Here is a 24,511-nt window from a genome sequence, read left to right as displayed (position 1 = left end):
GCGACTGACGCGTGAAGGAATTCAACTTGAGCGACCTTTTAAACCGCCGCCTGGCCCTGCTCGGCGAGCGCGCCAACCTCTCCCTGCTCGAACAGTGCCTGCACGGCATCGAGCGTGAATGCCTGCGCGTCACTGGCGATGGGCGCCTGGCGCAGACCCCGCATCCCAAGGCCCTGGGTTCGGCGCTGACCAACGAACAGATCACCACCGACTATTCCGAGTCGCTGCTGGAATTCATCACGCCGGCCCTGGCCGACCCGGCCGATACCCTGCGCAGCCTCGACAAGATCCACCGGTTCGCCTACAGCAAGCTCGGCGACGAGTACTTGTGGAGCCCCTCGATGCCGTGCCCGTTGCCGGCGGAAGAAGACATCCCGATCGCGTATTACGGCACCTCGAATATCGGTCGACTCAAGTACGTCTATCGCCAGGGCCTGGCCCTGCGCTACGGCAAGACCATGCAATGCATTGCCGGGATCCACTACAACTTTTCCCTGCCGGAAAAACTCTGGCCGCTGCTCCGGCAGGACGAAGCCGCCGATGTGAGCGACCGTGACTTCCAGTCGTCGGCCTACATCGCATTGATCCGCAATTTCCGCCGCTACAGCTGGTTGCTGATGTACCTGTTCGGTGCCTCGCCGGCCCTGGACATCGGTTTCCTGCGAGGCCGTCCGCACCAGTTGGAGCAGTTGGATCCGGACACCTTGTACCTGCCCTACGCCACCAGCCTGCGCATGAGCGACCTGGGTTACCAAAGCAACGCCCAAGCCGGCCTCACGCCGTGCTACAACGACCTGGCGAGCTATACCGACAGCCTGCGCAAAGCGGTGGCGACGCCCTACGCGCCGTACGTCGAAGTCGGCACTCACCAGAACGGCGAGTGGGTACAGCTCAATACCAACATCCTGCAGATCGAAAACGAGTACTACTCCAATATCCGCCCCAAACGCGTGACCTACACCGGCGAGCGGCCGATCCAGGCCCTGATGGCCCGGGGCATCCAGTACGTCGAAGTGCGTTGCCTGGACATCAACCCGTTCCTGCCGATGGGCATCGACCTCACCGAGTCGCGCTTCCTCGATGCGTTCCTGCTGTATTGCGGCCTCAATGACAGCCCGCAGTTGGAAAACAACGAGTGCGGCAACGCCACCAACAACTTCCTGACCGTGGTCAAGGAAGGTCGCAAGCCTGGCCTGCAATTGCAGCGTCAGGGCCAAGCGGTGGATATGCAGGCCTGGGCCGTCGAATTGCTGGAAAAAATCGCCCCGCTGGCCTCGTTGCTCGACCAGAGCCAGGGTGGCAATGCCCACCGCCAGGCCCTGGATGCGCAACTGGCGAAAGTCCGCGACCCGTCCTTGACCCCTTCCGCCCAGGTGCTGGCCGCCATGGCCGAACACCAGGAAAGCTTCGCCCAGTTCTCCCTGCGCCAGAGCAAGGCCCACGCCGAATTCTTCCGCGCCGAGCCGTTGCCTGCCCAGGAGCAAGCGACGTTCGAGGAAACTGCCCGTAAGTCATTGGTCCAGCAGACCGAGCTGGAACAGAACGAGGTGGGGGATTTCGATGTGTTCGTGGGCTCGTATCAGGCGAGCATCCTGGCGATCAGTAACTGACTCCCCGCTGGCGAGAACGCTTTTGTGGCGAGGGAGCTTGCTCCCGCTCGGCTGCGCAGCAGTCGTAAAAACGGGCCTGCTGCGCAGTCCAGCGGGAGCAAGCTCCCTCGCCACAAAGGGTATTGGTCGGTTCCAATAGATTTTTTCGAAAATAAGCTCATTCGAAAAAGTTATTTATTTTCTAATTCTTAGATCATTTAGTCTCCTCCAACGCCGAACTCCCGGCGGCCTGTTGAGGAGTTTCCCCATGTCTTTGCGCTTCCCCCTTCGCCTTCTCGCAGCCGCCTCCCTGGCTGCAACGAGTCTTTTTGCCCAGGCGGCCGACCTGACTGTCGCCTACCAGACCACCGTCGACCCGGCCAAAGTCGCCCAGGCCGATGGCGCCTATGAAAAAGCCACCCAAGCCAAGATCGACTGGCGCAAGTTCGACAATGGCGCCGACGTCATCACCGCCATCGCCTCGGGCGATGTGCAAATCGGCTACCTCGGTTCCAGCCCTTTGACCGCGGCCATTACCCGCCAGGTCCCGGTGGAAACCTTCCTCATCGCCACGCAGATCGGCGCCGCCGAAGCCTTGGTGGTGCGTGACGGTTCCGGCATCAATTCGCCAAAAGACCTGATCGGCAAGAAAATCGCCGTGCCGTTCGTCTCCACGGGCCACTACAGCCTGCTCGCCGCGTTGAAACACTGGAACATCGACCCGTCGACAGTCACCGTGCTCAACCTGGCGCCACCGGCCATCATCGCTGCCTGGAAGCGTGGCGACATCGACGCCACTTATGTCTGGGACCCGGCCCTGGGCGTGGCCAAGGAAAACGGCAAGGTGCTGATCACCTCCGCGGAGCTGGCCAAGTTCGGCGCACCGACCTTCGACGCCTGGATCGTGCGCAAGGACTTCGCCCAGAAGCATCCCGAGATTGTCACCGCCTTCGCTAAAGTGACCCTGGACGCCTACGCCCAGTACCGCAAGGACCCACAGGCCTGGCTGGCCGATGCGTCCAACGTCGACAAACTGGTGAAGCTTTCCGGCGCCAAGGCCAGCGATATCCCGCTGTTGCTGCAAGGCAACGTCTTCCCCTTGGCAGCCGATCAGGTCGTGAGCCTCGGCGCACCGACTACCCAAGCCATCACCGACACCGCAGCGTTCCTGAAGGAACAAGGCAAGGTCGACGCCGTGCTGCCGGACTACGCACCGTACGTCAGCGCCAAATACATCACTCGCTGATCGAAAAAGGGAGACACGCGATGGCCTTGCTACAGCTGGAGCGCATCAGCGCACAGTACCCCGGCGCGACGGAACCGGTGCTGGCGGATATATCCCTGACCCTGGGGCCGAAGCAATTGCTGGTTGCCCTCGGCCCGTCCGGCAGCGGCAAGACCTCGCTGTTGAACCTGATTGCCGGGTTCGTCGAGCCCAGCGCCGGACAGATCACCCTCGACGGCACACCCGTCAAGGGCCCGGGCGCCGAGCGCGGCGTGGTGTTCCAGGACGATGCGCTGCTGCCTTGGCAGGACGTGTTGGCAAACGTTGGGTTCGGCCTGGAACTGGCCGGGGTCGCCAAGCAAACGCGCGAAGCCCGGGCTCGGGAAATGCTGGCACTGGTGGACCTGGCCGGCTTCGAGCAACGCCGCGTCTGGCAGCTCTCCGGCGGCCAGAAACAACGTGTTGGCCTGGCCCGGGCATTGGCGGCCAACCCGCGCGTGCTGTTGATGGACGAACCGTTCGGTGCCCTGGATGCCTTCACCCGCGAGCAGATGCAGGAACTGTTGCTGCAGGTCTGGCAGCGCACCGCCAAGCCGGTGTTCCTGATCACCCATGACATTGAAGAAGCCGTGTTCCTTGCCACTGACTTGATTCTGCTGGCACCGAACCCGGGGCAGATCGTCGAGCGCCTGAGCCTGGATTTCGGCCAGCGCTACGGGGCCGGGGAATCGGCGCGGTCGATCAAGTCCGACCCGCGCTTCATCGAAACCCGCGAGCACGTGCTCGCCAAAGTGTTCTCCCAACGCAGCACCACTCGGCCACAGGAGCGCGCATGAGCAGCTATGAAATTCCAGCGGTGGTCCGTGACGCGGCGACCAAGCCCACGGCCCGTGGCTTGAGACCCCACCTGAGCACGCGCTGGATCAGCGGCTTGACCCTGATCGCCTTGCTGGCGATCTGGTGGGCCGTCACCGCCAGCGGCCTGATCGAACCGCTGTTCCTGCCCTCACCGTCGGCCGTGCTGGAAAAAGGCTGGCTGCTGGCGACTCGCGGCTACATGGATTCCACCCTCTGGCAGCACTTGGCCGCCAGCCTTGAACGCATTGGCCTGGGACTGTTGTTCGCGGTGCTGACGGCGGTGCCGGTGGGCATCGCCATCGGCACCAACCGCATCGCGCGCGGCGTGCTCGATCCGTTGATCGAGTTCTACCGGCCGATTCCACCGTTGGCGTACCTGCCGTTGATCGTAATCTGGTGCGGCATCGGCGAGCTGTCGAAGGTGCTGCTGATCTACCTGGCGATCTTCGCCCCGATCGCCATTGCCACCGCCACCGGCGTGCGCACCGTCGACCGGACCAAGCTGCGCGCGGCGCAATCGTTGGGTGCCACGCGGGCCCAGTTGATTCGCCATGTGATCGTGCCCAGTGCCCTGCCGGACATTCTCACCGGCATTCGCATTGGCCTGGGCGTGGGTTGGTCGACGCTGGTGGCCGCCGAACTGATTGCCGCCACCAGTGGCCTGGGGTTCATGGTGCAGTCGGCGGCGCAGTTCCTCGTTACTGACGTGGTGGTGCTGGGCATCCTGGTGATCGCACTGATCGCCTTCGCCATGGAAATGGGCCTGCGCGCCCTGCAACGCAAACTGGTGCCGTGGCACGGCCAGACCCATTGATATCCAATGACCACGCCGACCATTCGGCGCCCCAGACCGAGAACATTGCGATGAACCGTCCGACCATTACGCCTTTGAGCACCGCCCTCGGCGCGCAGATCGATGGGATCGACATCAGCCAGCCGCTGAGCCTGGCGGATCGCGACACCGTTGAGCAGGCGCTGCTTGAGCATCAGGTATTGTTTTTTCGTGACCAGCCGATCGAGCCGTCCCAGCAGGCACGCTTCGCCGCGTATTTTGGCGACCTGCACATTCATCCGATCTACCCCAACGTGCCGGAGCAGCCCGAAGTATTGGTGCTCGACACCGCCGTCACCGATGTGCGCGACAACGCCGTGTGGCACACCGACGTGACCTTTCTCCCGACGCCCGCCCTGGGCGCGGTGCTCAGTGCCAAGCTGCTACCGACGGTGGGTGGCGATACGTTGTGGGCCAGTGGCATCGCCGCCTACGAAGCCTTGTCGACGCCCATGAAACGTTTGCTGGAAGGCCTGACGGCGACCCACGATTTCACCCGCTCGTTTCCGTTGGAGAGGTTTGGCAATAGCGCCGAGGACCTCGCGCGCTGGGAAGAAGCACGGCGAAAAAACCCGCCGCTGTCCCATCCGGTGATCCGCACTCATCCGGTGAGCGGGCGACGGTCGCTGTTCGTCAATGAAGGCTTCACCACGCGCATCAACGAGCTGTCGGACACCGAGAGCGAGGTGATCCTGAAACTGCTCTTCGCCCACGCCACCCGCCCGGAGTTCACCCTGCGCTGGCGCTGGCAGGTCAACGACGTGGCGTTCTGGGACAACCGCGTCACCCAGCATTTTGCCGTGGACGACTACCGCCCTGCCCGGCGGGTGATGCACCGGGCGACGGTGTTGGGGGATGTACCGTTTTTCAGGTGAGTGTCTTGCCCGAATGGTTTCCGGGGTAACGCATATCCCCGTGGCGAGGGAGCTTGCTCCCGCTCGACTGCGCAGCAGTCGCAAAACCTGTCCCACTGCTTTTCCTGATACGCAGTGTTGAATGGGTTTGGGGTCGCTTCGCGGCCCAGCGGGAGCAAGCTCCCTCGCCACAGGGATTTGTGTGCACCCTACTTGCGTTACTCAGCCGACGAAGGCTTCTCCCAAAGATTGATCCCGCCTTCCTGGGCAAACCGGTCGATCTCGGCCAGTTCGTCGGCGCTGAAATTCAAATTCTGCAACGCCGCGACGTTCTCGATGATCTGCTCCGGCCGGCTGGCGCCGATCAGGGCGGAGGTGATCCGTGGGTCGCGCAAAGTCCAGGCCAGGGCCATCTGGGCCAGGCTCTGGCCGCGTCGCTGGGCGATCTCATTGAGCGCTCGCACGTGGGCAAGGTTCTCCTGCGACAAGTGCGAAGCCTGCAACGAACCGCCCCCCGGACGATTCACCCGGGCATCGGCCGGAACACCCTTGAGGTACTTGTCGGTCAGCAGGCCTTGGGCCAATGGCGTGAAGGCGATCACACCCGTACCCAATTCCTCGGTGGCATCCAGCAGGTCTTTTTCCACCCAGCGGTTGAGCAGGTTGTAGGCCGGCTGGTGAATCAGCAATGGGACTTTCCATTCCTTGAGCAGCGCCGCCATTTCCCGGGTCTTCACTCCGGAATACGAGGAAATGCCGATGTACAGCGCCTTGCCCTGCTGCACCGCAGTGGCCAGCGCACTGGCGGTTTCTTCCAGGGGCGTATCGGGGTCGAAACGGTGGGAATAAAAGATATCCACATAGTCCAGCCCCAGGCGCTGCAGGCTCTGGTCGAGGCTGGCCAGCACATATTTGCGCGAGCCCCCGCCCTGGCCGTAAGGCCCCGGCCACATGTCCCAACCGGCCTTGCTGGAGATGATCAACTCATCGCGGTACTGCTTGAAGTCTTCACGTAGCAAGCGGCCAAAATTGATTTCGGCGCTGCCGTAGGGCGGGCCGTAATTGTTCGCCAGGTCGAAATGGTTGATGCCCAGGTCGAACGCCGTGCGCAGCAAGGCGCGCTGGGTGTCGATGGGCGTGCTGTCGCCAAAGTTATGCCACAACCCCAGCGACAACGCCGGCAGCACCAGCCCGCTGCGCCCGACGCGTCGGTAAGGAATGGACTCGTAGCGGTTTTGCGCAGCGGTGTAGGTCATCGAAAAGGCTCTCTGTTCGGACGGCTGGAGGCAGAAACTAACATTTCACAGACGCCTCGGTCAGGCGGAAAGTTCGCGAATCAGGTGTGGGAGCGAGCTTGCTCGCGAACGCATCTGCCCAGACAACCCAGAACCCGTGGCGAGGGAGCTTGCTCCCGCTGGCCTGCGCAGCAGGGCCCCAGCATGCTGACAGGCAGAACGCGTTGTTTGATTTTACGACTGCTGCGCAGCCGAGCGGGAGCAAGCTCCCTCGCCACAGGGGCTTGGCAATGGCCGGAATTGGGTACCCATCCCACAGGGTTTTGCAGTGCGAGGAAATCGGGGACCACGTTAACGCGCCTGCGCAAACACCTCCGCCACCCAATCCACGAACACGCGAACCCGCGGCGACATGAGTCGGTTGTGCGGATAGAGCACTGACACCGGCATGGACGGTGGTGGGGTGTTGGTGAGGACCTCCTGCATCAGGCCCTGCCGGATCGGCTCTTCCATTCGGTAATGCGGGCATTGGATCAGGCCCAGGCCGGCGATGGCCGAGGCGGCGTAGATTTCCGCGCCGGACACCGACAACGTGCCCCCGATCGGTACCTCCTTGAGTTCGCCATCGACCATGAACTCAAACGGATAGAGCTTGGCGGTGGTCCGCGAGACGTAATTCACTGCCCGGTGATGTTTCAAGTCATCGAGGCTCTTCGGCTCGCCGTACTGGCGCAGGTAACCGGGACTGGCACAGGTGATCTGCCGAAGATTGGCGACACGCCGGCCAATCAATGAAGAGTCCGCGAGCGAACCGGAGCGCAGCACGCAATCGACGCCTTCGGCAATCAGGTCGACGAAACGATCTGCTTCGCTGATGAACAGTTCTATTTCGGGGTAGCGGGCCATGAATTGCGGCAACGCCGGAATCACGAAATACCTGGCCTGGGTGCCATGCAGGTCCACCCTCAGTTTGCCTTTTGGCGCCACGCCGCGAAACGCCAGCTCGGCTTCTTCCAGCTCCGCCAGCAACTGCACGCAACGCGGGTAATAGGCTTCGCCGTCGAGGGTCGGGCGCACCTTGCGGGTGCTGCGCTCCAGCAAACGCACGCCCAGCCAGGCTTCGAATTGGTTGAGTGTGTGGGTCAGCGTGGCCCGGGGCATGTTCAGGTCTTCAGCGGCCAGAGTGAAACTGCTGCGCTCGTAGATGCGGACAAACACTCTCATTGCCTTGACCTGATCCATCTGAATCCTGCGCTCTGATTGTTGGGAAATGTTGAACAGTCAAGGCAACTTTCCGGCATTTATCGTCAAGAGTAAACATGTGAATCTGGCTTCAACGACTCAAGCCTCAACAACAAAGGAACCCTCACATGACTGTTCAAAACTCGAAAGTTGCCATCGTGACCGGCGCCTCCCGCGGCATCGGCGCCGAAATCGCCAAGCACCTGGCCAGCGAAGGCTTCGCCGTTGTCGTCAATTACGCCAATAGCGCCAGCGAAGCGTCCAAGCTGGTGGTGCAATTGCGCCAGGCCGGCCACCAAGCCATAGCGGTCAAGGCCGACGTGTCATCTGCCGCCGATGTGCGTCGGTTGTTCGATGAGACCGAAGCGCAGTTGGGCAAGGTCGATGTGTTGATCAACAACGCCGGCATCCTCCAAGTGATGCCCCTGGCGCAGCACAGCGACGAGTTGTTCGACCAGACGTTCGCCATCAACACCCGTGGCACCTTCAACACCCTGCGCGAAGCCGCGACCCGCCTGAACGACGGTGGCCGGATCGTGAATTTTTCCAGTAGCACCGTAGGCCTGAACCTGCCCGGCTACTCGGTGTACATCGCCAGCAAGGCGGCGGTGGAATCCTTGACCCAGGTATTTGCCAAGGAACTGCGCGGTCGCCAGATCACGGTCAATGCCGTAGCTCCCGGCCCGGTCGCCACTGAGTTGTTCATGCACGGCAAGAGTGAGGAGCAAGTGCAACACTACGCCAAGATGCCGCCCCTGGAGCGCCTCGGCCAGCCGCAGGACATTGCCAGCATCATCGCGTTCCTGGTGAGCCCGGCCGCTGGATGGGTGAATGGCCAGATCTTGCGGGCCAACGGTGGGCTGGTCTGAGACTTTTTCCCGCGTCGCCAGTCAAGGCGCTATCGCGAGCAAGCTCGCTCCCACAGGGAACCACTTAACCCTGTGGGAGCGAGCTTGCTCGCGATGAGGCCGGTGAAGATGGAAGATCTGGCGCCTCGGTCACCGCACCAAGTGCAGGAACTGCAGGTGCCGCTCGTACTGGTCGAGGATGTCGTTGATGACTTGCTCCTTGGTGTAGCCCACCAGGTCGTAATCCTGGCTGCCTTCGCTCAAGTGCACCTCGGCGCGGTAGTAACGACGGTTGTTCAATTGCTTGGACCCCATGCCGCCACGGGCGAAGGACGGCGTGAAGTAGCCGCGCATCTGCACCTGGTAGATGAACGGATGCTGCTCGCCATGGCCAATCTCCAGGCTGACGCTGTCGTTGGCCGGGTCGGGCTGGGTCACCACCGTCAGGCCCTTCTCGGCAAACACCGCGGTCACTTCTTCAATGGCCGGGCGCACCGTGGTGTCGAGGAAACGGTACACCTCATCACGGGACGGGAAATGCACCGCCTGGCTCAAGCGTTGGCGCCAGCCGCCCGTGCCCCGACGTGAACCCGAGACCGGTGCCAGGGAATGCAATTGTGCGATCTGCTTCTGGGATTCCAGGTAGAACGCCTTGTGCAGGCCCCACATCATCAGCAAGAGAATCAGCGAGAACGGCAGGGACGTCAGCACCACCGCCGACTTCAAGGCATCGATGCTGCCGGAGAACAACAACGCACTGGTCACCAGGGCGGTCATCGCGCCCCAGAACACTCGCAACCATTTCGGCCCGTCCTCGTCGGGGTTGCCACCCTTGGCCGACAGCGTCGACAGCACCACGGTGCCTGAGTCGGCGGACGTGACGAAAAACACGAAGCTGATGAACACCGTGACCGCGATGACGGTCTTGCTCCAGGGGTAGGTCTCCAGCAGCAGGTAAAGGCTCATCGATGGGTTTTCCAAGGCGGACATGCCCAAGGCACTCATGCCGTGGTTCAACACCTGGTCGATGGCACTGTTGCCGAAGATCGACATCCACGCCAAGGTGAACCCCAGGGGAATCAGCAGCACACCAAAGACAAATTCACGGATGGTGCGACCGCGGGAAATCCGGGCGATGAACAGCCCCACGAACGGCGACCACGCGATCCACCAGGCCCAGTAGAACACCGTCCAGCCACCCAGCCAGTCGCTGGGTTCGTTGTAGGCATACAGGTCGAAACTCTTCATCGGCAGGGCGCCGAGGTAATCGCCGATGTTCTGGATCAAGGTGTTGAGCAAATGCTGGGTCGGGCCGGCGAACAACACGAACAGCAACAACGCGCAGGCCAGCAGCATGTTGATGTCGGACATGACCCGCACGCCCTTGTCGACGCCGGCCACGGCGACGATGATCGCCGCCCCCATCATCAGCACGATCAGGCCGACCTGAATCCATTGGGTATGGGCGATGCCGAACAGATAATCGAGCCCGGAATTGAGGTGCAGCACACCAAAGCCCATGTCCGCGCCGAGGCCGAACACCGTCGCGATAATGCCGAAGCCGTCCACGGCGTAACCGATGGGACCGTTGATGCGCTTGCCGATCAGCGGGTAAAGCGCCGAGCGCAGGGCCAGGGGCAAATTGTGCCGGTAGGCGAAGTACGCCAGGGCCATGCCGACGAATGCAAAAACGCCCCAGCCATGCAGGCCCCAGTGCAAGAACAAGATCTGCATGGCCTGGCGCGCTGCCTCCGCGGTACCGGCTTCGCCCTGGGGTGGTTGCACCATGTGAGTGAGTGGCTCGGACACGCAGAAGAAAAACAGCGTGATGCTGATGCCGGCGGCGAACAACATGCCGGCCCAGGACAGATAACTGAATTCGGGCTCGTCGTGGTCGGCACCGAGCTTGATCTTGCCGTAGCCGGACAAGGCGGTGACCACCACGAAGACCAGATACAGCGTCATCGCCAACATGTAGTACCAGCCGACCGTATTGGCCGCCCAGTTCTGCGCCGCCAGCAACCAGGCGCCGGCCTGCGCGGGCATGGCGATCACCACCAGGCCGAACAGCAGAATGAACGTCGCGGCGAAGTAAAAGACCGGCGGGTTCATGCGGACCAGGCCGCTGGGTGGAAGGGACGAAGCGCTCATGGACGAAGCACCTCGGGAAGCGAAAGGGCGGCAGTGAAATACGGACTCGGCAAAGGCAAGCCTCCTGTTGTGAGCGGGCAGCAAACCGACGGTTTAACTTGAATGAACGTTCAAGTTAAACATGAATAGGCAGCTAAGGACTAATCGCAGGGCTAAACGGCATGCTTCCTACACTAGCTTACGGTTGGGTATGACGGTGCCAGTAGAGCATTCGTTCATTAGCGGCATCCCAATGTGGGAGCGGGCTTGCTCGCGAAGGCGTCGGCATATCCAACATCATCGGTACAGACAGATCGCTTTCGCGAGCAAGCCCGCTCCCACAGGTCAAGTACAGGACAAGCGGACGGTGTCGCCAGATTCACGCTCGGACAAAAACATGCCGGTTGCCCCTGAATATCGGCGTGCCTATAGTCCAGGCATCGCCTACAACCAGTACGGACCCATGATCAAACAACAGCTGTCTCGCTTTAACCGTCTCGACCTGCTCGGCCATCCGACACCGCTGGAAAAACTCGACCGCCTCTCCACCTGGCTCGGCCGCGACCTCTATATCAAGCGCGACGACCTGACGCCCCTGGCCTTGGGCGGCAACAAGCTGCGCAAGCTCGAATACCTGGCCGCCGATGCCATCGCCCAGGGCGCCGATACCCTCGTCACCGCCGGGGCGATCCAATCCAACCACGTGCGCCAGACCGCCGCCCTGGCCGCGAAGCTCGGCCTGGGTTGCGTGGCCTTGCTGGAAAACCCCATCGACACCGAAGACAGCAATTACCTGGGCAACGGTAACCGGCTGCTGCTGGAGCTGTTCGATGCCAAGGTCGAATTGGTGGCAAACCTGGACAATGCCGATGAACAATTGCAGGCCCTCGCCGGTCGCCTGCGCAGCAATGGGAAAAAGCCCTACCTGGTGCCGATTGGAGGTTCGAACGCCTTGGGTGCGCTGGGTTATGTACGCGCCGGCCTGGAACTGGCCGAGCAGATCAAGGACACCGGGATCGAGTTCGCCGCCGTGGTATTGGCCTCGGGCAGTGCCGGGACCCACAGTGGCCTGGCGTTGGCCTTGAGCGAAAGCCTGCCGGCGCTTCCGGTCATTGGCGTCACGGTTTCGCGCAGCGAGGAAGACCAGTTTCCGAAGGTCCAGGGCCTGGCCGAGCGCACGGCCGCGTTACTCGAAGTCGCCCTTCCAGAAGCGTTCAAAGTGAACCTGTGGGAAGAGTATTTCGCCCCCCGCTACGGCGAACCGAACGCCGGGACACTGGCGGCGATCAAGCTGCTGGCCAGCCAGGAAGGGCTGTTGCTCGATCCGGTCTACACTGGCAAGGCCATGGCCGGCCTGCTTGACGGCGTGGGTCGCAACCGTTTCGACGAAGGCCCGATCATCTTCCTGCACACCGGCGGCGCACCGGCGCTGTTTGCCTATGACGCAGCGTTCCAGGCTTAGTGGAAGACTCGATGGAAGGCTTTTTGTGGGAGCGAGCTTGCTCGCGATAGCGGTCGATCAGCCGACAATTGTTTAACTGACACACCGCCATCGCGAGCAAGCTCGCTCCCACAGGCTTTTCATTCCAAATAAGCATAGATGCTTGATTTAATATTATTTTCCAATCTATAAAAGCCACCCTATAGTCTCGCCGCAGGCACATTTGCCGCGAGACGCCCAGGCTGCTTTAAGGCAGGATGTGGCAATCTTTTTGGATCGCGGCTACGCCTTATCTCAGCCAAAATAACCTCTTCATAAGAAAACACAGGGGCTTGTCATGAATTTTTCCGCATTACGTCGCAACCTGTTGGTGGGTTCGCTGGGCCTGGCATTGAGCGCCGGCCTGTTGGGGCAAGCGGTTGCCGGTGAGCAACTGCAGAAAATCAAGGATGCCGGTGAAATCAAGATCGGCTTGGAAGGCACTTATCCACCGTTCAGCTTCGTGGATGAAAGCGGCAAACTGACCGGCTTCGAAGTGGAGTTTTCCGAAGCCCTGGCCAAGGAGCTGGGTGTGAAGGTCAAGCTGCAGACCACCCCATGGGCGGGCATCCTCGCGGCGTTGGAATCCAAGCGTCTGGACGCCGTGGTCAACCAAGTGACCATCTCCGAGGAACGTAAGAAAAAATACGATTTCTCCGAGCCGTACACCGTTTCCGGGATTCAAGCGCTGGTCCTGACCAAGAAAGCAGCCGATCTGAACATCAAATCGGCAGCTGACCTAGGCGGTAAAAAAGTCGGCGTCGGCTTGGGCACCAATTACGAACAGTGGGTCAAAGCCAACGTACCCACCGCCGATGTGCGCACCTACGAAGATGACCCGACCAAGTTCCAGGATCTACGCGTAGGCCGCATTGACGCCATCCTGATCGATCGTCTGGCCGCGCTGGAATACGCCAAGAAAGCCAAGGACACGACGGCCGCCGGCGAAGCCTTCTCGCGCCAGGAATCCGGTATTGCCCTGCGCAAAGGCGAGCCTGAACTGCTGGCCGCCGTGAACAAAGCCATCGAAAAACTTCGCGCCGACGGTACGCTGAAAAAACTCTCGGAAAAATATTTCGACGCTGACGTCACCCAATAATGGAAGCAGCTCTTCAACTCGCGCTGGACTCCGCGCCCTTCTTGCTCAAGGGCGCGTACTACACGGTCATCCTCAGCCTCGGCGGCATGTTCTTCGGCTTGCTGCTGGGGTTCGGCCTGGCGCTGATGCGCCTGTCGCGTCTCAAGGTGATCAACTGGATCGCCCGCATGTACGTGTCGTTCTTTCGCGGCACGCCATTGCTGGTGCAGTTATTCCTGATCTACTACGGACTGCCGCAACTGGGCCTCGAACTTGACCCACTGCCGGCGGCGCTGATCGGTTTCTCGCTGAACATGGCTGCCTATGCGTGTGAAATCCTGCGGGCCGCCATCAGTTCCATCGAGCGCGGCCAGTGGGAAGCCGCGGCGAGTATTGGCATGACCCGTGCGCAGACCCTGCGCCGGGCCATCCTGCCGCAAGCCGCACGCACGGCCCTGCCACCGCTGGGCAACAGCTTCATTTCCCTGGTCAAGGACACCGCGCTGGCGGCGACCATCCAGGTACCGGAGCTGTTCCGCCAGGCGCAGTTGATCACCGCGCGAACCTTCGAAATCTTCACCATGTACCTTGCCGCCGCGCTGATCTACTGGGTTCTTGCCACCGTGCTCTCGCACCTGCAGAACGTATTGGAAGCCCGGGTCAATCGGCACGACCAGGAGTCCTGACCCATGATTGTCGTGGAAAAACTGACAAAGCAGTTCAAGGGTCAGGTGGTGCTCAACGGTATCGACCTGAAGATCGAAGAAGGCGAAGTGGTTGCGATCATCGGCCCCAGCGGCTCGGGCAAGACCACGTTCCTGCGCTGCCTGAACTTCCTCGAAGAGCCTACCAGCGGCCGGATCAAGGTCGGCGACATCGAGATCGATGGCAGTCGCCCGCTGAACCAGCAACAGGGCCTGGTGCGCCGCTTGCGCCAGCAGGTGGGCTTCGTGTTCCAAAACTTCAACCTGTTCCCCCATCGCACCGCGTTGGAAAACGTCACCGAAGGCCCGCAGGTGGTGAAGAAGGTTCCCCGGGCCGAAGCCGAAGCCCTGGGGCGCAAGCTGTTGGCCAAGGTCGGACTGGCCGGCAAGGAGGACGCCTACCCACGGCGCCTTTCCGGCGGCCAGCAACAGCGCGTGGCGATTGCCCGGGCGCTGGCGATGGAGCCGGCGGTGATCCTGTTCGACGAGCCAACCTCGGCCCTCGATCCGGAACTGGTAGGCGAGGTCCTGGCAACCATCCGTGGCCTGGCCGAAGAAAAACGCACCATGGTCATCGTGACCCACGAAATGGGCTTTGCCCGGGACGTGGCCAACCGTGTGGTGTTTTTCGACAAAGGCGTGATCGTCGAACAAGGCGAAGCCAAGGCCTTGTTTGCAGCGCCCAAGGAAGAACGCACGCGACAGTTCCTCAGCAAGTTCCTCTCTGCCGGACACGGCGATCAGTAAGTAAGTGTGCATCACTTCCAGGGATGGAAGTCATGCCATTACACAACTAACGCGTCTCGCTACTCATTTTATCCAGACAACACAACTTGCAACTTCTGCCTCACCAACCTCCTCAACTATTTATACAGTTTCAAATACCGAACAGCCTGGGAAAACGACCTGTGGCGCCGAGTATTCTTGACAGACAAGCGTAGGACGTTTCTGAAGCCATTCACAATGAGTTATTAGGCAACCCACTCTATTGACACTGAAACTATAGAGCCTTATCTAGTGGCCAACAGGCGACGTACATGACGTTAGTTGCGCAATGATTTAGCGCAGACAGCCCATATAGCTGCCTAAATAAAAATAGGCCGTATTATCCGTCGCCTTTGATCTTTCTGAAACGGACTTAGTTTTCAAGCATCAAGGAGAACACCATGACATGTAAGTCGAAGAGTCCCGAACTGGCCGCCCCGACCCTGGCCAATGCCCACCCTGCGGGCATCAACATCGCCAGCGCCGCTCACCTGGAAGTTGCCATCGCACCTTACCCCGGCATGGACGCGGGTGACCTGATCGAACTGTTCTGGGACGACTGCTACGTCGGCTCGCGCGTGCTCTCACAGGCCGACGTGCTGGACGGCATCACGATGCGCATCCCGGAGAGTTTCATCGTCAACGGGACCTCGCGCATCCATTATCGGGTGATGCGGGTTGGTCGCGGGCCGGCGCTGTCAACCAAGCAACGCGTGCAGGTCAAGCTCGACTGTCCCGGCGGCCAGCCCTCGGCCTTGAGCGGCGATGAAAACCAGGGCCTGGCGCCAGTGCGCATTCCCGCCACCATCCGACGCCAAGGGGTGAACCCGAACCAGATCAAACGTGGCGTACCGCTGACCATCGAACCCTACCTGAACATGGCCGCCGGTGATGCCGTGACCCTGCGCTGGGGCGACGTGCGCATGGACCTGCCGGCGGTCACCGCCAGCGACGTCGGCCAGCCAATCAATATCTGGGTCCCGCCGCAGATCATTCTGGAAGCGGGAGAAGACCTGCGCCTGGAAGTGACCTATTGCGTCCTCGACCGCGTGGGCAACAACTCCCACTGGGCACCGCCACGGACGTTGAAGATTGGTTGTGCCAATTCGTATCTGGACACTTCACCGAGACAGGCGCTCATGGTCGCTGAAACGCGCCGCCGAGAGCCCTGATGCAACCCTTTTTGCGGCCTACAGGCTTTTGTGGCGAGGGAGCTTGCTCCCGCTTGGGTGCGTAGCACCCACTGGCAAACAAAGAAGGGTCGCTGCGCAACCCAGCGGGAGCAAGCTCCCTCGCCACAAAAGCTGCCTGGCCTCGCTGAGTGTATGGCCTTCAAATTAAAACCAACCTATTCATATTCCTAAAAGTTAGTTTGAAAATAATTTATGCACGCTTAGGGTATATGAACCGGACCACCGGACATTCTTGATTTTTACTCGCCGCAATCATCGCGGCGCTTCTTGAGATGTGAGGTGGGTATGGAACGGAACACAATCAGCCCAGTGCAGTATGCCAAGGCTCTGCCCGCAGCCACGGAGTGGCTGTAATGTCGGATCTGGCGCAAGCAAAGGTCCAGAGCGACCTGGACATCGCACCCCTGCTGTTGCCCGCACAAGTGCTGCGCAACGATGCCGAAGCGATCAAAGCCGCCCACGAACTGGCACAGGTCGCCCGTCAACAAGCGGCGCGTCGTGACCAACAACGCAAGCTGCCTTGGGCTGAAATCGAGCAATTCACCCGCAGCGGCCTGGGCAGCATCGCCATTCCCCGGGCATACGGCGGCCCGCAGGTTTCGTTCGTCACCCTGGCCGATGTGTTCGCGATCATTTCCGCCGCCGACCCGGCCCTCGGGCAGATTCCGCAAAACCAATTTGGCGTGCTCCAACTGATTCTCGGCACCGGCACCGAGCGGCAGAAGAAAATCCTGCTGCAAAGCGTGCTCGAAGGCTGGCGCATCGGTAACGCCGGGCCCGAACGTGGCACTCGCAATACCCTTGAACTCAAGGCCCGGATCAGCGCCGACGGTGATGGGTTTGTCATCAATGGCCAGAAGTTCTATTCCACCGGGGCACTGTTTGCCCACTGGGTCGCGGTCAAGGCGCTGAACGACGAAGGTCGGCAGGTGCTGGCGTTCGTGCGGCGCGGCACCCCGGGCCTGCGGATCGTCGACGATTGGTCAGGCTTCGGCCAGCGCACCACGGCCAGTGGCACCGTGCTGCTGAACAATGTACGGGTGGATGCCGAGTTGGTCCTGGATAACTGGCGCATCAACGATACGCCCGGTGTGCAAGGGGCGATTTCCCAACTGATCCAGGCCGCCATCGATGCCGGCATCGCCCGCGGCGCCATCGACGATGCCATCGCCTTCGTGCGCGAACGCGCCCGGCCCTGGATCGACGCCAAGGTCGACCGGGCCCGTGATGACCTCTACGTGATCGCCGACATCGGCAAGCTGAAAATCGAACTGCACGCCGCCGAAGCATTGCTGCGCAAGGCTGGACAGGTACTGGACCAGGTCAGCGCCGCCCCCATCACGGCGCAATCGTCCGCCCGCGCCTCGATTGCCGTGGCCGAAGCCAAGGCGCTCACCACCGAGATCGCCCTGCAGGCCAGCGAAAAATTGTTCGAACTGGCCGGCAGCCGCGCCACCCTCGCTGAATTCAACCTCGATCGCCACTGGCGCAACGCCCGGGTCCACACCCTGCACGACCCGGTGCGCTGGAAATATCACGCGATAGGCGCCTACCACCTGAACGGCACCTTGCCGGCCCGACATTCCTGGATCTGACGACCCGACCTCTGGAGCAGCACATGCCGTTTTCCCAACACGTCGCGGTGATCACCAGCGATGAACAAGCCCTGATCGTGGCCAGTGACCTGGCCGATGACTTCAAGCGCGACAGCGCACTGCGCGACCGTGAGCGCCGCTTGCCGTATCCGGAACTGGAAGCTTTCTCCCGCTCCGGCCTGTGGGGCATCAGTGTGCCCAAGGCCTACGGCGGCGCCGGTGTGTCCAACGTCACCCTGGCCAAAGTGATCGCCTTGATTTCCCAGGCCGACGGCTCTCTTGGGCAGATTCCCCAGAATCATTTCTACGCGCTGGAAGTGCTGCGGGTAAATGGCAACGAAGCGCAGAAGCAACGTTTGTACGCCGAAGTCCTGGCCGGCCAACGCTTTGGCAATGCCCTGGCCGAGCTTGGCACCAAGACCGCCCACGACCGCGTCACTCAACTGCGACGCGACGGCGAGGGCTACCGCATCAACGGGCGCAAGTTCTACGCCACTGGTGCGATTTACGCCCAGCGCATCCCCTCGTCGGTGGTGGATGAAAACGGCGTGCAGCAACTGGCGTTCGTCCCTCGCGACAGCCAAGGCCTGACGGTGATCGATGACTGGAGCGGTTTCGGCCAGCGCACCACCGGCAGCGGTTCGGTGGTGTTCGAAGACGTGTACGTCGCTGCCGACGACATCGTGCCCTTCCAGAGCGCCTTCGAACGTCCCACACCGGTGGGGCCGCTGGCGCAGATTCTTCACGCCGCCATCGACACCGGCATTGCCCGCGCCGCCTATGAAGACGCCTTGCATTTTGTCCGTAGCAAAACCCGTCCCTGGATCGACGCCACCAGCGATGTCGCCACCGAAGACCCGCACACCCTCAAGAGTTTCGGCCAACTGAGTATCCGCCTGCACGCCGCCGAAGCCCTGTTGGAACGCGCTGGTGAATTCCTCGACCGGGCCCAGGCCGACACCCAGGCCGACACGGTCGCCGCCGCCTCGATTGCCGTGGCCGAAGCCCGCGCCATCAGCACCGAGATTTCCCTGGCCGCCGGCAGCACGCTGTTCGAATTGGCCGGCAGCCAGGCGACCCTGGCCGAGCATGGTCTCGACCGCCACTGGCGCAACGCCCGGGTGCACACCCTGCATGACCCGGTGCGCTGGAAATACCACGCCGTAGGCAACTTCTACCTCAACGATGAAAAACCGCCCCTGCGGGGGACGATCTGATGGCGGTCGGGAAGAAGAAAATCCTCCTCAATGCGTTCAACATGAACTGCATCGGGCACATCAATCATGGCCTGTGGACCCATCCACAGGACACATCGACCCAGTACAACACGATCGAATACTGGACCGCCCTGGCCCAATTGCTCGAGCGCGGATTGTTCGACGGGTTGTTCATCGCCGACATCGTCGGGGTCTACGACGTGTATCAACAGTCGGTGGACGTGACGCTCAAGGAGTCGATCCAACTGCCGGTCAATGACCCGCTACTGCTGGTGTCCGCGATGGCCGCCGTGACGAAAAACCTGGGTTTCGGCCTCACCGCCAACCTGACCTACGAACCGCCCTACCTGTTCGCCCGGCGCATGAGCACCCTCGACCACCTGAGTCGCGGCCGGGTCGGCTGGAACATCGTTACCGGCTACCTGGACAGTGCCGCCAAAGCCATGGGCCTGACGGCGCAGGTCGAGCATGACCGCCGCTACGACCAGGCCGACGAATACCTGCAAGTGCTCTACAAATTGTGGGAGGGCAGCTGGGAAAACGACGCGGTCATCAACGACCGCGAACAGCGAATCTATGCCCAACCGGAAAAAGTGCACAAGGTCCGGCACCAAGGCGAGTTCTACCAGGTCGAGGGCTATCACCTGTGCGAGCCCTCGCCCCAACGCACGCCGGTGCTGTTCCAGGCCGGCAGCTCCGAGCGCGGCTTGACGTTCGCCGGGCGGCATGCCGAGTGCGTGTTCATCAGTGGCCAGAACAAACCGACGACCAAGGTCCAGGTGGACAAGGTCCGCGCCAGCGCCGCCGAGGCCGGGCGCAACCCCGAAGACATCAAGGTGTTCATGGGCCTGAACGTGATCGTCGGTGAGACCGAAGCCGCCGCCTGGGCCAAGCATGCCGAGTACTTGGGGTACGCCAGCGCCGAGGCCGGGGTGGCGCACTTCTCCGCGTCAACAGGGATCGATTTTTCCCAGTACGAACTGGACGAGCCGATCCAGTACGTCAAGAGCAACGCGATCCAGTCGGCCACCAAGACCTTGCAGAACAACGATTGGACCCGGCGCAAATTGCTCGAACAGCACGCCCTGGGCGGTCGCTACATCACGGTGGTTGGCTCAACCGAACAGGTGGCCGATGAGCTGGAATCGTGGATCACCGAAACCGGCCTCGACGGCTTCAACCTGACCCGCATCGTCACGCCGCAAAGCTACGTGGACTTCATCGACCTGGTGATCCCCGAGTTGCAGCGACGCGGCTCGTACAAGACCGAATACGCCAGCGGCACCCTGCGCGAGAAGCTGTTTCACGCCGGGGACCAGTTGCCCGAACAACACACTGGCTCGACCTACCGGCACTGACCCCGGGGCTACCGACACTGATCCTGTGGCGAGGGAGCTTGCTCCCGCTGGTGGGCGAAGCCCGCCCAAAAAGGCTTTGGGGCCACTTCGTAGCCCAGCGGGAGCAAGCTCCCTCGCCACAAAGGCCTGAGACTCATCCATTAATGACTGGAATAACCGACATGACCAAACACTTCCTCACCCTGCCAGTCAAAACCCTGGCCCTGGCCCTCGGCCTGTTCAGCTCGGCGCTGTTTGCCGCCGACGCACCGTTGAAGATCGGCACCACCGCCGCCTTCGCCATTCCCCTGGAAGCGGCGGTCGAAGAAGCCGACAAGCAGGGCCTGAAAGTCGAGTTGGTGGAGTTCAGCGACTGGATTGCGCCCAACGTCAGCCTGGCCTCCGGTGATATCGACGTGAATTACTTCCAGCACATCCCGTTCCTGGAAAATGCCAAGGCTGCCGCCGGATTCGACCTGGTGCCCTTCGCCCCGGGGATCATCAACAACGTCGGCCTCTATTCGAAAAAATACAAAAGCTTCGACGAACTGCCTAAAGGCGCCAGCGTCGCCATCGCCAACGACCCGATCAACAGCGGTCGCGGCCTGCAATTGCTGGCCAAGGCCGGGCTGATCAGCCTCAAGCCGGGCGTCGGCTACAAGGCCACCGAAGACGACATCGTCGCTAACCCGAAGCAACTCAAGATCCTGCAAGTCGAAGCCGTGCAACTGGTGCGCGCTTATGAAGACGCCGACCTGGTGCAGGGATATCCGGCCTACATCCGCCTGGCCAAGACTTTCGATGCCAGTTCCGCCTTGCTGTTCGACGGCCTCGATCACAAGGAATACGTGATTCAGTTCGTGATCCAGCCCAAGAGCAAGGACGACCCGCGGCTGATCAAGTTCGTCGACATCTACCAACACTCGCCCGCCGTGCGCGCCGCCCTGGACAAGGCCCACGGCAAGCTCTACCAAGCCGGCTGGGAAGGCTGACATGAACGCCGTCAACGCTCGACTCCGCCACGAAGCCCCCGCGCCGCAAAGCGCCGACCAGACCGAACTGCACCCGGAGCTGAACCGCGCCCACGTGCGCTTCATCGGCCTGGGCAAGACCTACAATGGCGCCCAAGGGCCGGTGGCTGCCCTGCAAGGCATCGACCTGGCGATCCAACACGGCGAAGTGTTCGGGATCATCGGCCGCAGCGGCGCCGGCAAGTCGTCGCTGATCCGCACCATCAACCGGCTCGAACGACCCACCAGCGGCCGGGTGTTGATCGATCGGGTGGACATTGGCGAATTCGATGAAGACCACCTGGTGGAACTGCGCCGACGCATCGGCATGATCTTCCAGCACTTCAACCTGATGTCGGCAAAGACCGTGTGGCAGAACGTTGAACTGCCCTTGAAAGTCGCTGGCATGCCCAAGGCGCAGCGCCAGCGCAAAGTCCGCGAGCTGCTGGAACTGGTGGGCCTGCAAGGCAAGCACCTGGCCTATCCGGCACAACTTTCCGGTGGGCAGAAGCAGCGGGTCGGGATTGCCCGGGCGCTGGTGCACGACCCGCAGATCCTGCTGTGCGACGAGGCCACCTCGGCCCTGGACCCGGAGACCACCCAATCGATCCTCGGGCTGCTGCGCGAGATCAACCAGCGGCTGGGCCTGACCATCGTCTTGATCACCCACGAGATGGCGGTGATTCGCGAAGTCTGCGACCGGGTGGTGGTGCTCGAGCAAGGACGAATCGTCGAGCAGGGCCCGGTCTGGGAAGTTTTCGGCAACCCTCGACACGAGGTCAGCCGGACGCTGCTGGCGCCGTTGCAACACGCCATCCCGGAGGAACTGCAAAGTCGCTTGCAGGTGCAGCCGGCGCCGGCTGACGCGGCGACGGTGCTGCGCCTGCAATTCACTGGCGCAGGTGATGATGAAGTAGACCTGGCCGCCTTGTTCAGTGCCCTCGGTGGGCGGGTGCGCTTGCTGCACGGCGGCATCGAACGGATTCAGGGCCACGGGCTGGGTCAGTTGCTGCTGGCCGTGAGTGGTTCGTCGTGGGGTGCCGAGGAGCTGCGCCAACGGGCGGGCAATTGGGCGCAACGGGTGGAGGTACTGGGTTATGTGGTTTGATCGGTTGTTGCAGGGTTTCATCGACACGTTCCTGATGGTCGGCGTGTCGTCGTTGATCGCATTGATGGCGGGCATACCGCTGGCGGTGATCCTGGTCACCAGCGGCAAGGGCGGGATCTATGAAGCGCCAGTCTTGAACAAGGCCCTGGGCGCGTTCGTGAACCTGTTCCGCTCGATACCGTTCCTGATCCTGATGGTGGCGCTGATTCCGTTTACCCGGCTGATCGTCGGCACCACCTATGGCGTGTGGGCTGCGGTCGTACCGCTGACCATCGCCGCCACGCCGTTCTTCGCCCGCATCGCCGAAGTCAGCCTGCGGGAAGTCGACCATGGCCTGATCGAAGCGGCCCAGGCCATGGGTTGCAGGCGCTGGCACATTGTCTGGCATGTGCTGCTGCCCGAAGCCCTGCCGGGCATCGTCGGTGGTTTTACCATTACGCTGGTGACCATGATCAACTCCTCGGCCATGGCCGGAGCGATCGGTGCCGGTGGCCTGGGCGACATTGCCTACCGTTATGGCTACCAGCGTTTCGACAGCCAGATCATGCTCACGGTGATCGTATTGCTGGTGGCGTTGGTGGCGGTGATCCAGTTGGGTGGTGACCGCCTGGCACGGGGCTTGAATAAACGCTGAAATGCATTTCACTGTGGGAGCGAGCTTGCTCGCGATTGACCGCAAAGCGGTCAGTACGCTTGCGGTATAGTCACCTGACGCTCCCTACCCAAGCCCGCGATCATGAAACACACCACCGAAGACCTGCACGCCATCACCGCCACGACCCTGGGCCACTACAACGCCGTGGCGGAAAGTTTCCGCGAAGGCACCCGCGACCACGATGTCAGCCAGAACATCGACGCCTTGCTGCGCCATATCCAGGGCCAGGCACCGCTGCACATCCTGGATCTGGGCTGCGGCCCGGGGCGCGACCTGCGCACATTCACGGCCTTGGGCCATGTCGCGGTCGGCCTCGACGGCTCAGAAGAATTTGCCCGAATGGCGCGCCAGGACAGCGGCTGCGAGGTGTGGCAACAAGACTTCCTGGCGCTCGACCTGCCGGCCGAACGTTTTGACGGGATTTTCGCCAACGCGGTGCTGTTTCATGTCCCCGTCCAGGAGCTGCCCCGGGTGCTCAAGCAATTGCACGCCACGCTCAAGCCCGGCGGCGTGCTGTTCAGCTCCAACCCCCGGGGCGAAAACCAGGAAGGCTGGAATGGCCAGCGCTTCGGCGCCTACCACGACCTCGCGGCCTGGCAAACGCTGCTTGGCGAAGCAGGCTTCGTGGAGCTGGAGCACTACTACCGACCGGCGGGGCTGCCACGGGAGCAACAGCCTTGGCTGGCGAGTGTGTGGCGTAGACCTTGAAGGCAAACCCGCCCGAACCGGATGGACGCTGGCCCCTGTGGCGAGGGAGCTTGCTCCCGCTGGGCCGCGAAGCGGCCCCAATCCGGATGATGTGATTTTTCCAGGCAGACGGCGTCATCGGCTTTACGACGGCTGCGCCGCCGAGCGGGAGCAAGCTCCCTCGCCACAAGAGTTGCGCTTGATTCAAGGTTTTCCTCACTCCTGCTTTTTCAACCACTTCTGCGACAACTGCTCCAGCCTCCCATCATCCTTGATCCGCGCCAGGGCATTATCCAGGCTGGCCTTGAACGCCGGGTTGCCCTTCTGGAACGGAATCACCAGGCTCGGCGGCGGGCCGCTCTTTTCTTCCGGCTGGAACGACTGCGCCATGACCAACGGACGCTGCGGCTCTTCCTTGCTCGCCAGCAGTTGCGCATCCGGACGGCTATAAGCCGCACTGAGGTCGAAACGTTCCGCCAGTTCCGGGGTCATTGCTATGTGGTTGATGGCGACGTCGTATTTGCCGCTTTCCACACCGGGCAGCAGATCCGCGGCATCGGTGACGACGAAGTCGGGGCGTACATCGAGCTCGGCCGCGAGCATTTCACCCAGCTCCACTTCGAAACCGGTGAGTTTGCCGTCTTCCTTGAAGTTGAAGGGCGCGGTGTTGGCCTCGAGAGCGATGCGCAGCTCGCCACGGTCATTGATGTCGTCGATCAGTTCGGCATGAGCCAGGGGGCTCAAAAGGGGTAGCAGGCAGATCAGGCCAGGCAGGAAACGCATGGTCACTCCTAGTATTTATACAAGCGACGCTCGTTTCAGGCTCGCTTTGCTATGGTTGTTGCAGGCTTCGACAACGATTGGCCATG

At 61.7% G+C, this 24,511-nt stretch carries 22 protein-coding genes; 18 read left to right on the top strand and 4 right to left on the bottom strand.

Annotated elements, in window-relative coordinates:
* The first annotated feature begins 26 nt into the window (after positions 1–26).
* The 5 genes from gshA to tauD all read left to right on the top strand — a co-directional run bounded on the left by gshA (position 27) and on the right by tauD (position 5,379).
* Complete coding sequence (gshA, locus tag ACIPQ1_RS21610) at positions 27–1,610, top strand: glutamate--cysteine ligase (RefSeq protein WP_446534747.1); 1,584 nt, start codon at positions 27–29, stop codon at positions 1,608–1,610.
* A gap of 247 nt (positions 1,611–1,857) precedes the next feature.
* On the top strand, positions 1,858–2,835 hold the full coding sequence (gene tauA / locus ACIPQ1_RS21605) for a taurine ABC transporter substrate-binding protein (RefSeq protein WP_186707306.1): 978 nt from the start codon (positions 1,858–1,860) through the stop codon (positions 2,833–2,835).
* Between the two features lie 20 nt (positions 2,836–2,855).
* Entirely contained in the window at positions 2,856–3,650 is a 795-nt protein-coding gene (gene tauB / locus ACIPQ1_RS21600) for a taurine ABC transporter ATP-binding subunit (protein ID WP_446534746.1), read from the top strand.
* The gene (gene tauC / locus ACIPQ1_RS21595) at positions 3,647–4,486 is read left to right on the top strand and encodes a taurine ABC transporter permease TauC (protein WP_411386192.1); all 840 of its coding nucleotides are present in this window, start codon (positions 3,647–3,649) and stop codon (positions 4,484–4,486) included. The genes tauB and tauC overlap by 4 nt, the downstream gene beginning before the upstream one ends.
* 50 nt (positions 4,487–4,536) lie before the next feature.
* Positions 4,537–5,379 carry a taurine dioxygenase gene (gene tauD / locus ACIPQ1_RS21590; protein WP_446534777.1) on the top strand — a complete coding sequence of 281 codons (843 nt, stop codon included), beginning with the start codon at positions 4,537–4,539 and terminating at the stop codon, positions 5,377–5,379.
* A 197-nt stretch (positions 5,380–5,576) separates the two neighbouring features.
* Here the strand turns inward: tauD and mgrA are convergent, their stop codons facing one another.
* Both mgrA and ACIPQ1_RS21580 read right to left on the bottom strand, forming a co-directional pair.
* Entirely contained in the window at positions 5,577–6,614 is a 1,038-nt protein-coding gene (mgrA, locus tag ACIPQ1_RS21585) for an L-glyceraldehyde 3-phosphate reductase (RefSeq protein ID WP_411386191.1), read from the bottom strand.
* Between the two features lie 330 nt (positions 6,615–6,944).
* Positions 6,945–7,835 (bottom strand): LysR family transcriptional regulator, encoded by an 891-nt coding sequence (locus ACIPQ1_RS21580; protein WP_250961832.1) that lies wholly within the window; start codon positions 7,833–7,835, stop codon positions 6,945–6,947.
* Positions 7,836–7,963: 128 nt separating this feature from the next.
* Here ACIPQ1_RS21580 and ACIPQ1_RS21575 point away from each other — a divergent pair, with 128 nt between their 5' ends.
* Positions 7,964–8,704 (top strand): SDR family oxidoreductase, encoded by a 741-nt coding sequence (locus tag ACIPQ1_RS21575; protein ID WP_186729766.1) that lies wholly within the window; start codon positions 7,964–7,966, stop codon positions 8,702–8,704.
* A gap of 129 nt (positions 8,705–8,833) precedes the next feature.
* Here the strand turns inward: ACIPQ1_RS21575 and betT are convergent, their stop codons facing one another.
* On the bottom strand, positions 8,834–10,795 hold the full coding sequence (gene betT, locus ACIPQ1_RS21570) for a choline transporter BetT (RefSeq protein ID WP_411387449.1): 1,962 nt from the start codon (positions 10,793–10,795) through the stop codon (positions 8,834–8,836).
* A 481-nt stretch (positions 10,796–11,276) separates the two neighbouring features.
* Between betT and ACIPQ1_RS21565 the strand changes: the two genes are divergently transcribed.
* The 12 genes from ACIPQ1_RS21565 to ACIPQ1_RS21510 all read left to right on the top strand — a co-directional run bounded on the left by ACIPQ1_RS21565 (position 11,277) and on the right by ACIPQ1_RS21510 (position 23,663).
* Positions 11,277–12,275, top strand: coding sequence for a D-cysteine desulfhydrase (locus ACIPQ1_RS21565; protein ID WP_446534776.1), 999 nt, complete (start codon positions 11,277–11,279; stop codon positions 12,273–12,275).
* 316 nt (positions 12,276–12,591) lie between these two features.
* Positions 12,592–13,392, top strand: coding sequence for a cystine ABC transporter substrate-binding protein (gene tcyJ / locus ACIPQ1_RS21560; RefSeq protein WP_186707313.1), 801 nt, complete (start codon positions 12,592–12,594; stop codon positions 13,390–13,392).
* Positions 13,392–14,057, top strand: a complete 666-nt coding sequence (gene tcyL, locus ACIPQ1_RS21555) for a cystine ABC transporter permease (RefSeq protein ID WP_186707314.1) — start codon at positions 13,392–13,394, stop codon at positions 14,055–14,057. Before tcyJ ends, tcyL begins: the two co-directional genes overlap by 1 nt.
* A 3-nt stretch (positions 14,058–14,060) precedes the next feature.
* Entirely contained in the window at positions 14,061–14,822 is a 762-nt protein-coding gene (gene tcyN / locus ACIPQ1_RS21550; RefSeq protein WP_186707315.1) for an L-cystine ABC transporter ATP-binding protein TcyN, read from the top strand.
* A gap of 419 nt (positions 14,823–15,241) precedes the next feature.
* A complete protein-coding gene (locus ACIPQ1_RS21545; protein WP_411386190.1) occupies positions 15,242–16,012 on the top strand; it encodes a hypothetical protein in 771 nt (256 codons plus the stop codon).
* A 374-nt stretch (positions 16,013–16,386) separates the two neighbouring features.
* Positions 16,387–17,628, top strand: a complete 1,242-nt coding sequence (locus tag ACIPQ1_RS21540) for an SfnB family sulfur acquisition oxidoreductase (RefSeq protein ID WP_250961828.1) — start codon at positions 16,387–16,389, stop codon at positions 17,626–17,628.
* Between the two features lie 23 nt (positions 17,629–17,651).
* Positions 17,652–18,845, top strand: a complete 1,194-nt coding sequence (locus ACIPQ1_RS21535) for an SfnB family sulfur acquisition oxidoreductase (RefSeq protein ID WP_250961827.1) — start codon at positions 17,652–17,654, stop codon at positions 18,843–18,845.
* Positions 18,845–20,203 carry an LLM class flavin-dependent oxidoreductase gene (locus tag ACIPQ1_RS21530; RefSeq protein WP_446534745.1) on the top strand — a complete coding sequence of 453 codons (1,359 nt, stop codon included), beginning with the start codon at positions 18,845–18,847 and terminating at the stop codon, positions 20,201–20,203. The genes ACIPQ1_RS21535 and ACIPQ1_RS21530 overlap by 1 nt, the downstream gene beginning before the upstream one ends.
* 161 nt (positions 20,204–20,364) lie before the next feature.
* Positions 20,365–21,174 carry a MetQ/NlpA family ABC transporter substrate-binding protein gene (locus ACIPQ1_RS21525; RefSeq protein ID WP_411386187.1) on the top strand — a complete coding sequence of 270 codons (810 nt, stop codon included), beginning with the start codon at positions 20,365–20,367 and terminating at the stop codon, positions 21,172–21,174.
* Position 21,175: 1 nt separating this feature from the next.
* Entirely contained in the window at positions 21,176–22,300 is a 1,125-nt protein-coding gene (locus tag ACIPQ1_RS21520) for a methionine ABC transporter ATP-binding protein (RefSeq protein WP_411386186.1), read from the top strand.
* Entirely contained in the window at positions 22,290–22,934 is a 645-nt protein-coding gene (locus ACIPQ1_RS21515) for a methionine ABC transporter permease (protein ID WP_186707322.1), read from the top strand. Before ACIPQ1_RS21520 ends, ACIPQ1_RS21515 begins: the two co-directional genes overlap by 11 nt.
* A 102-nt stretch (positions 22,935–23,036) precedes the next feature.
* The gene (locus ACIPQ1_RS21510; RefSeq protein WP_411386185.1) at positions 23,037–23,663 is read left to right on the top strand and encodes a class I SAM-dependent methyltransferase; all 627 of its coding nucleotides are present in this window, start codon (positions 23,037–23,039) and stop codon (positions 23,661–23,663) included.
* 195 nt (positions 23,664–23,858) lie between these two features.
* On the opposite strand, the gene ACIPQ1_RS21505 is transcribed toward ACIPQ1_RS21510, so the two are convergent.
* A complete protein-coding gene (locus tag ACIPQ1_RS21505) occupies positions 23,859–24,425 on the bottom strand; it encodes a transporter substrate-binding domain-containing protein (protein WP_411386184.1) in 567 nt (188 codons plus the stop codon).
* Positions 24,426–24,511 lie beyond the last annotated feature (86 nt).

The organism is Pseudomonas sp. LARHCG127 (assembly GCF_052871455.1).
This window is presented reverse-complemented; position numbering and strand designations above follow the sequence as displayed.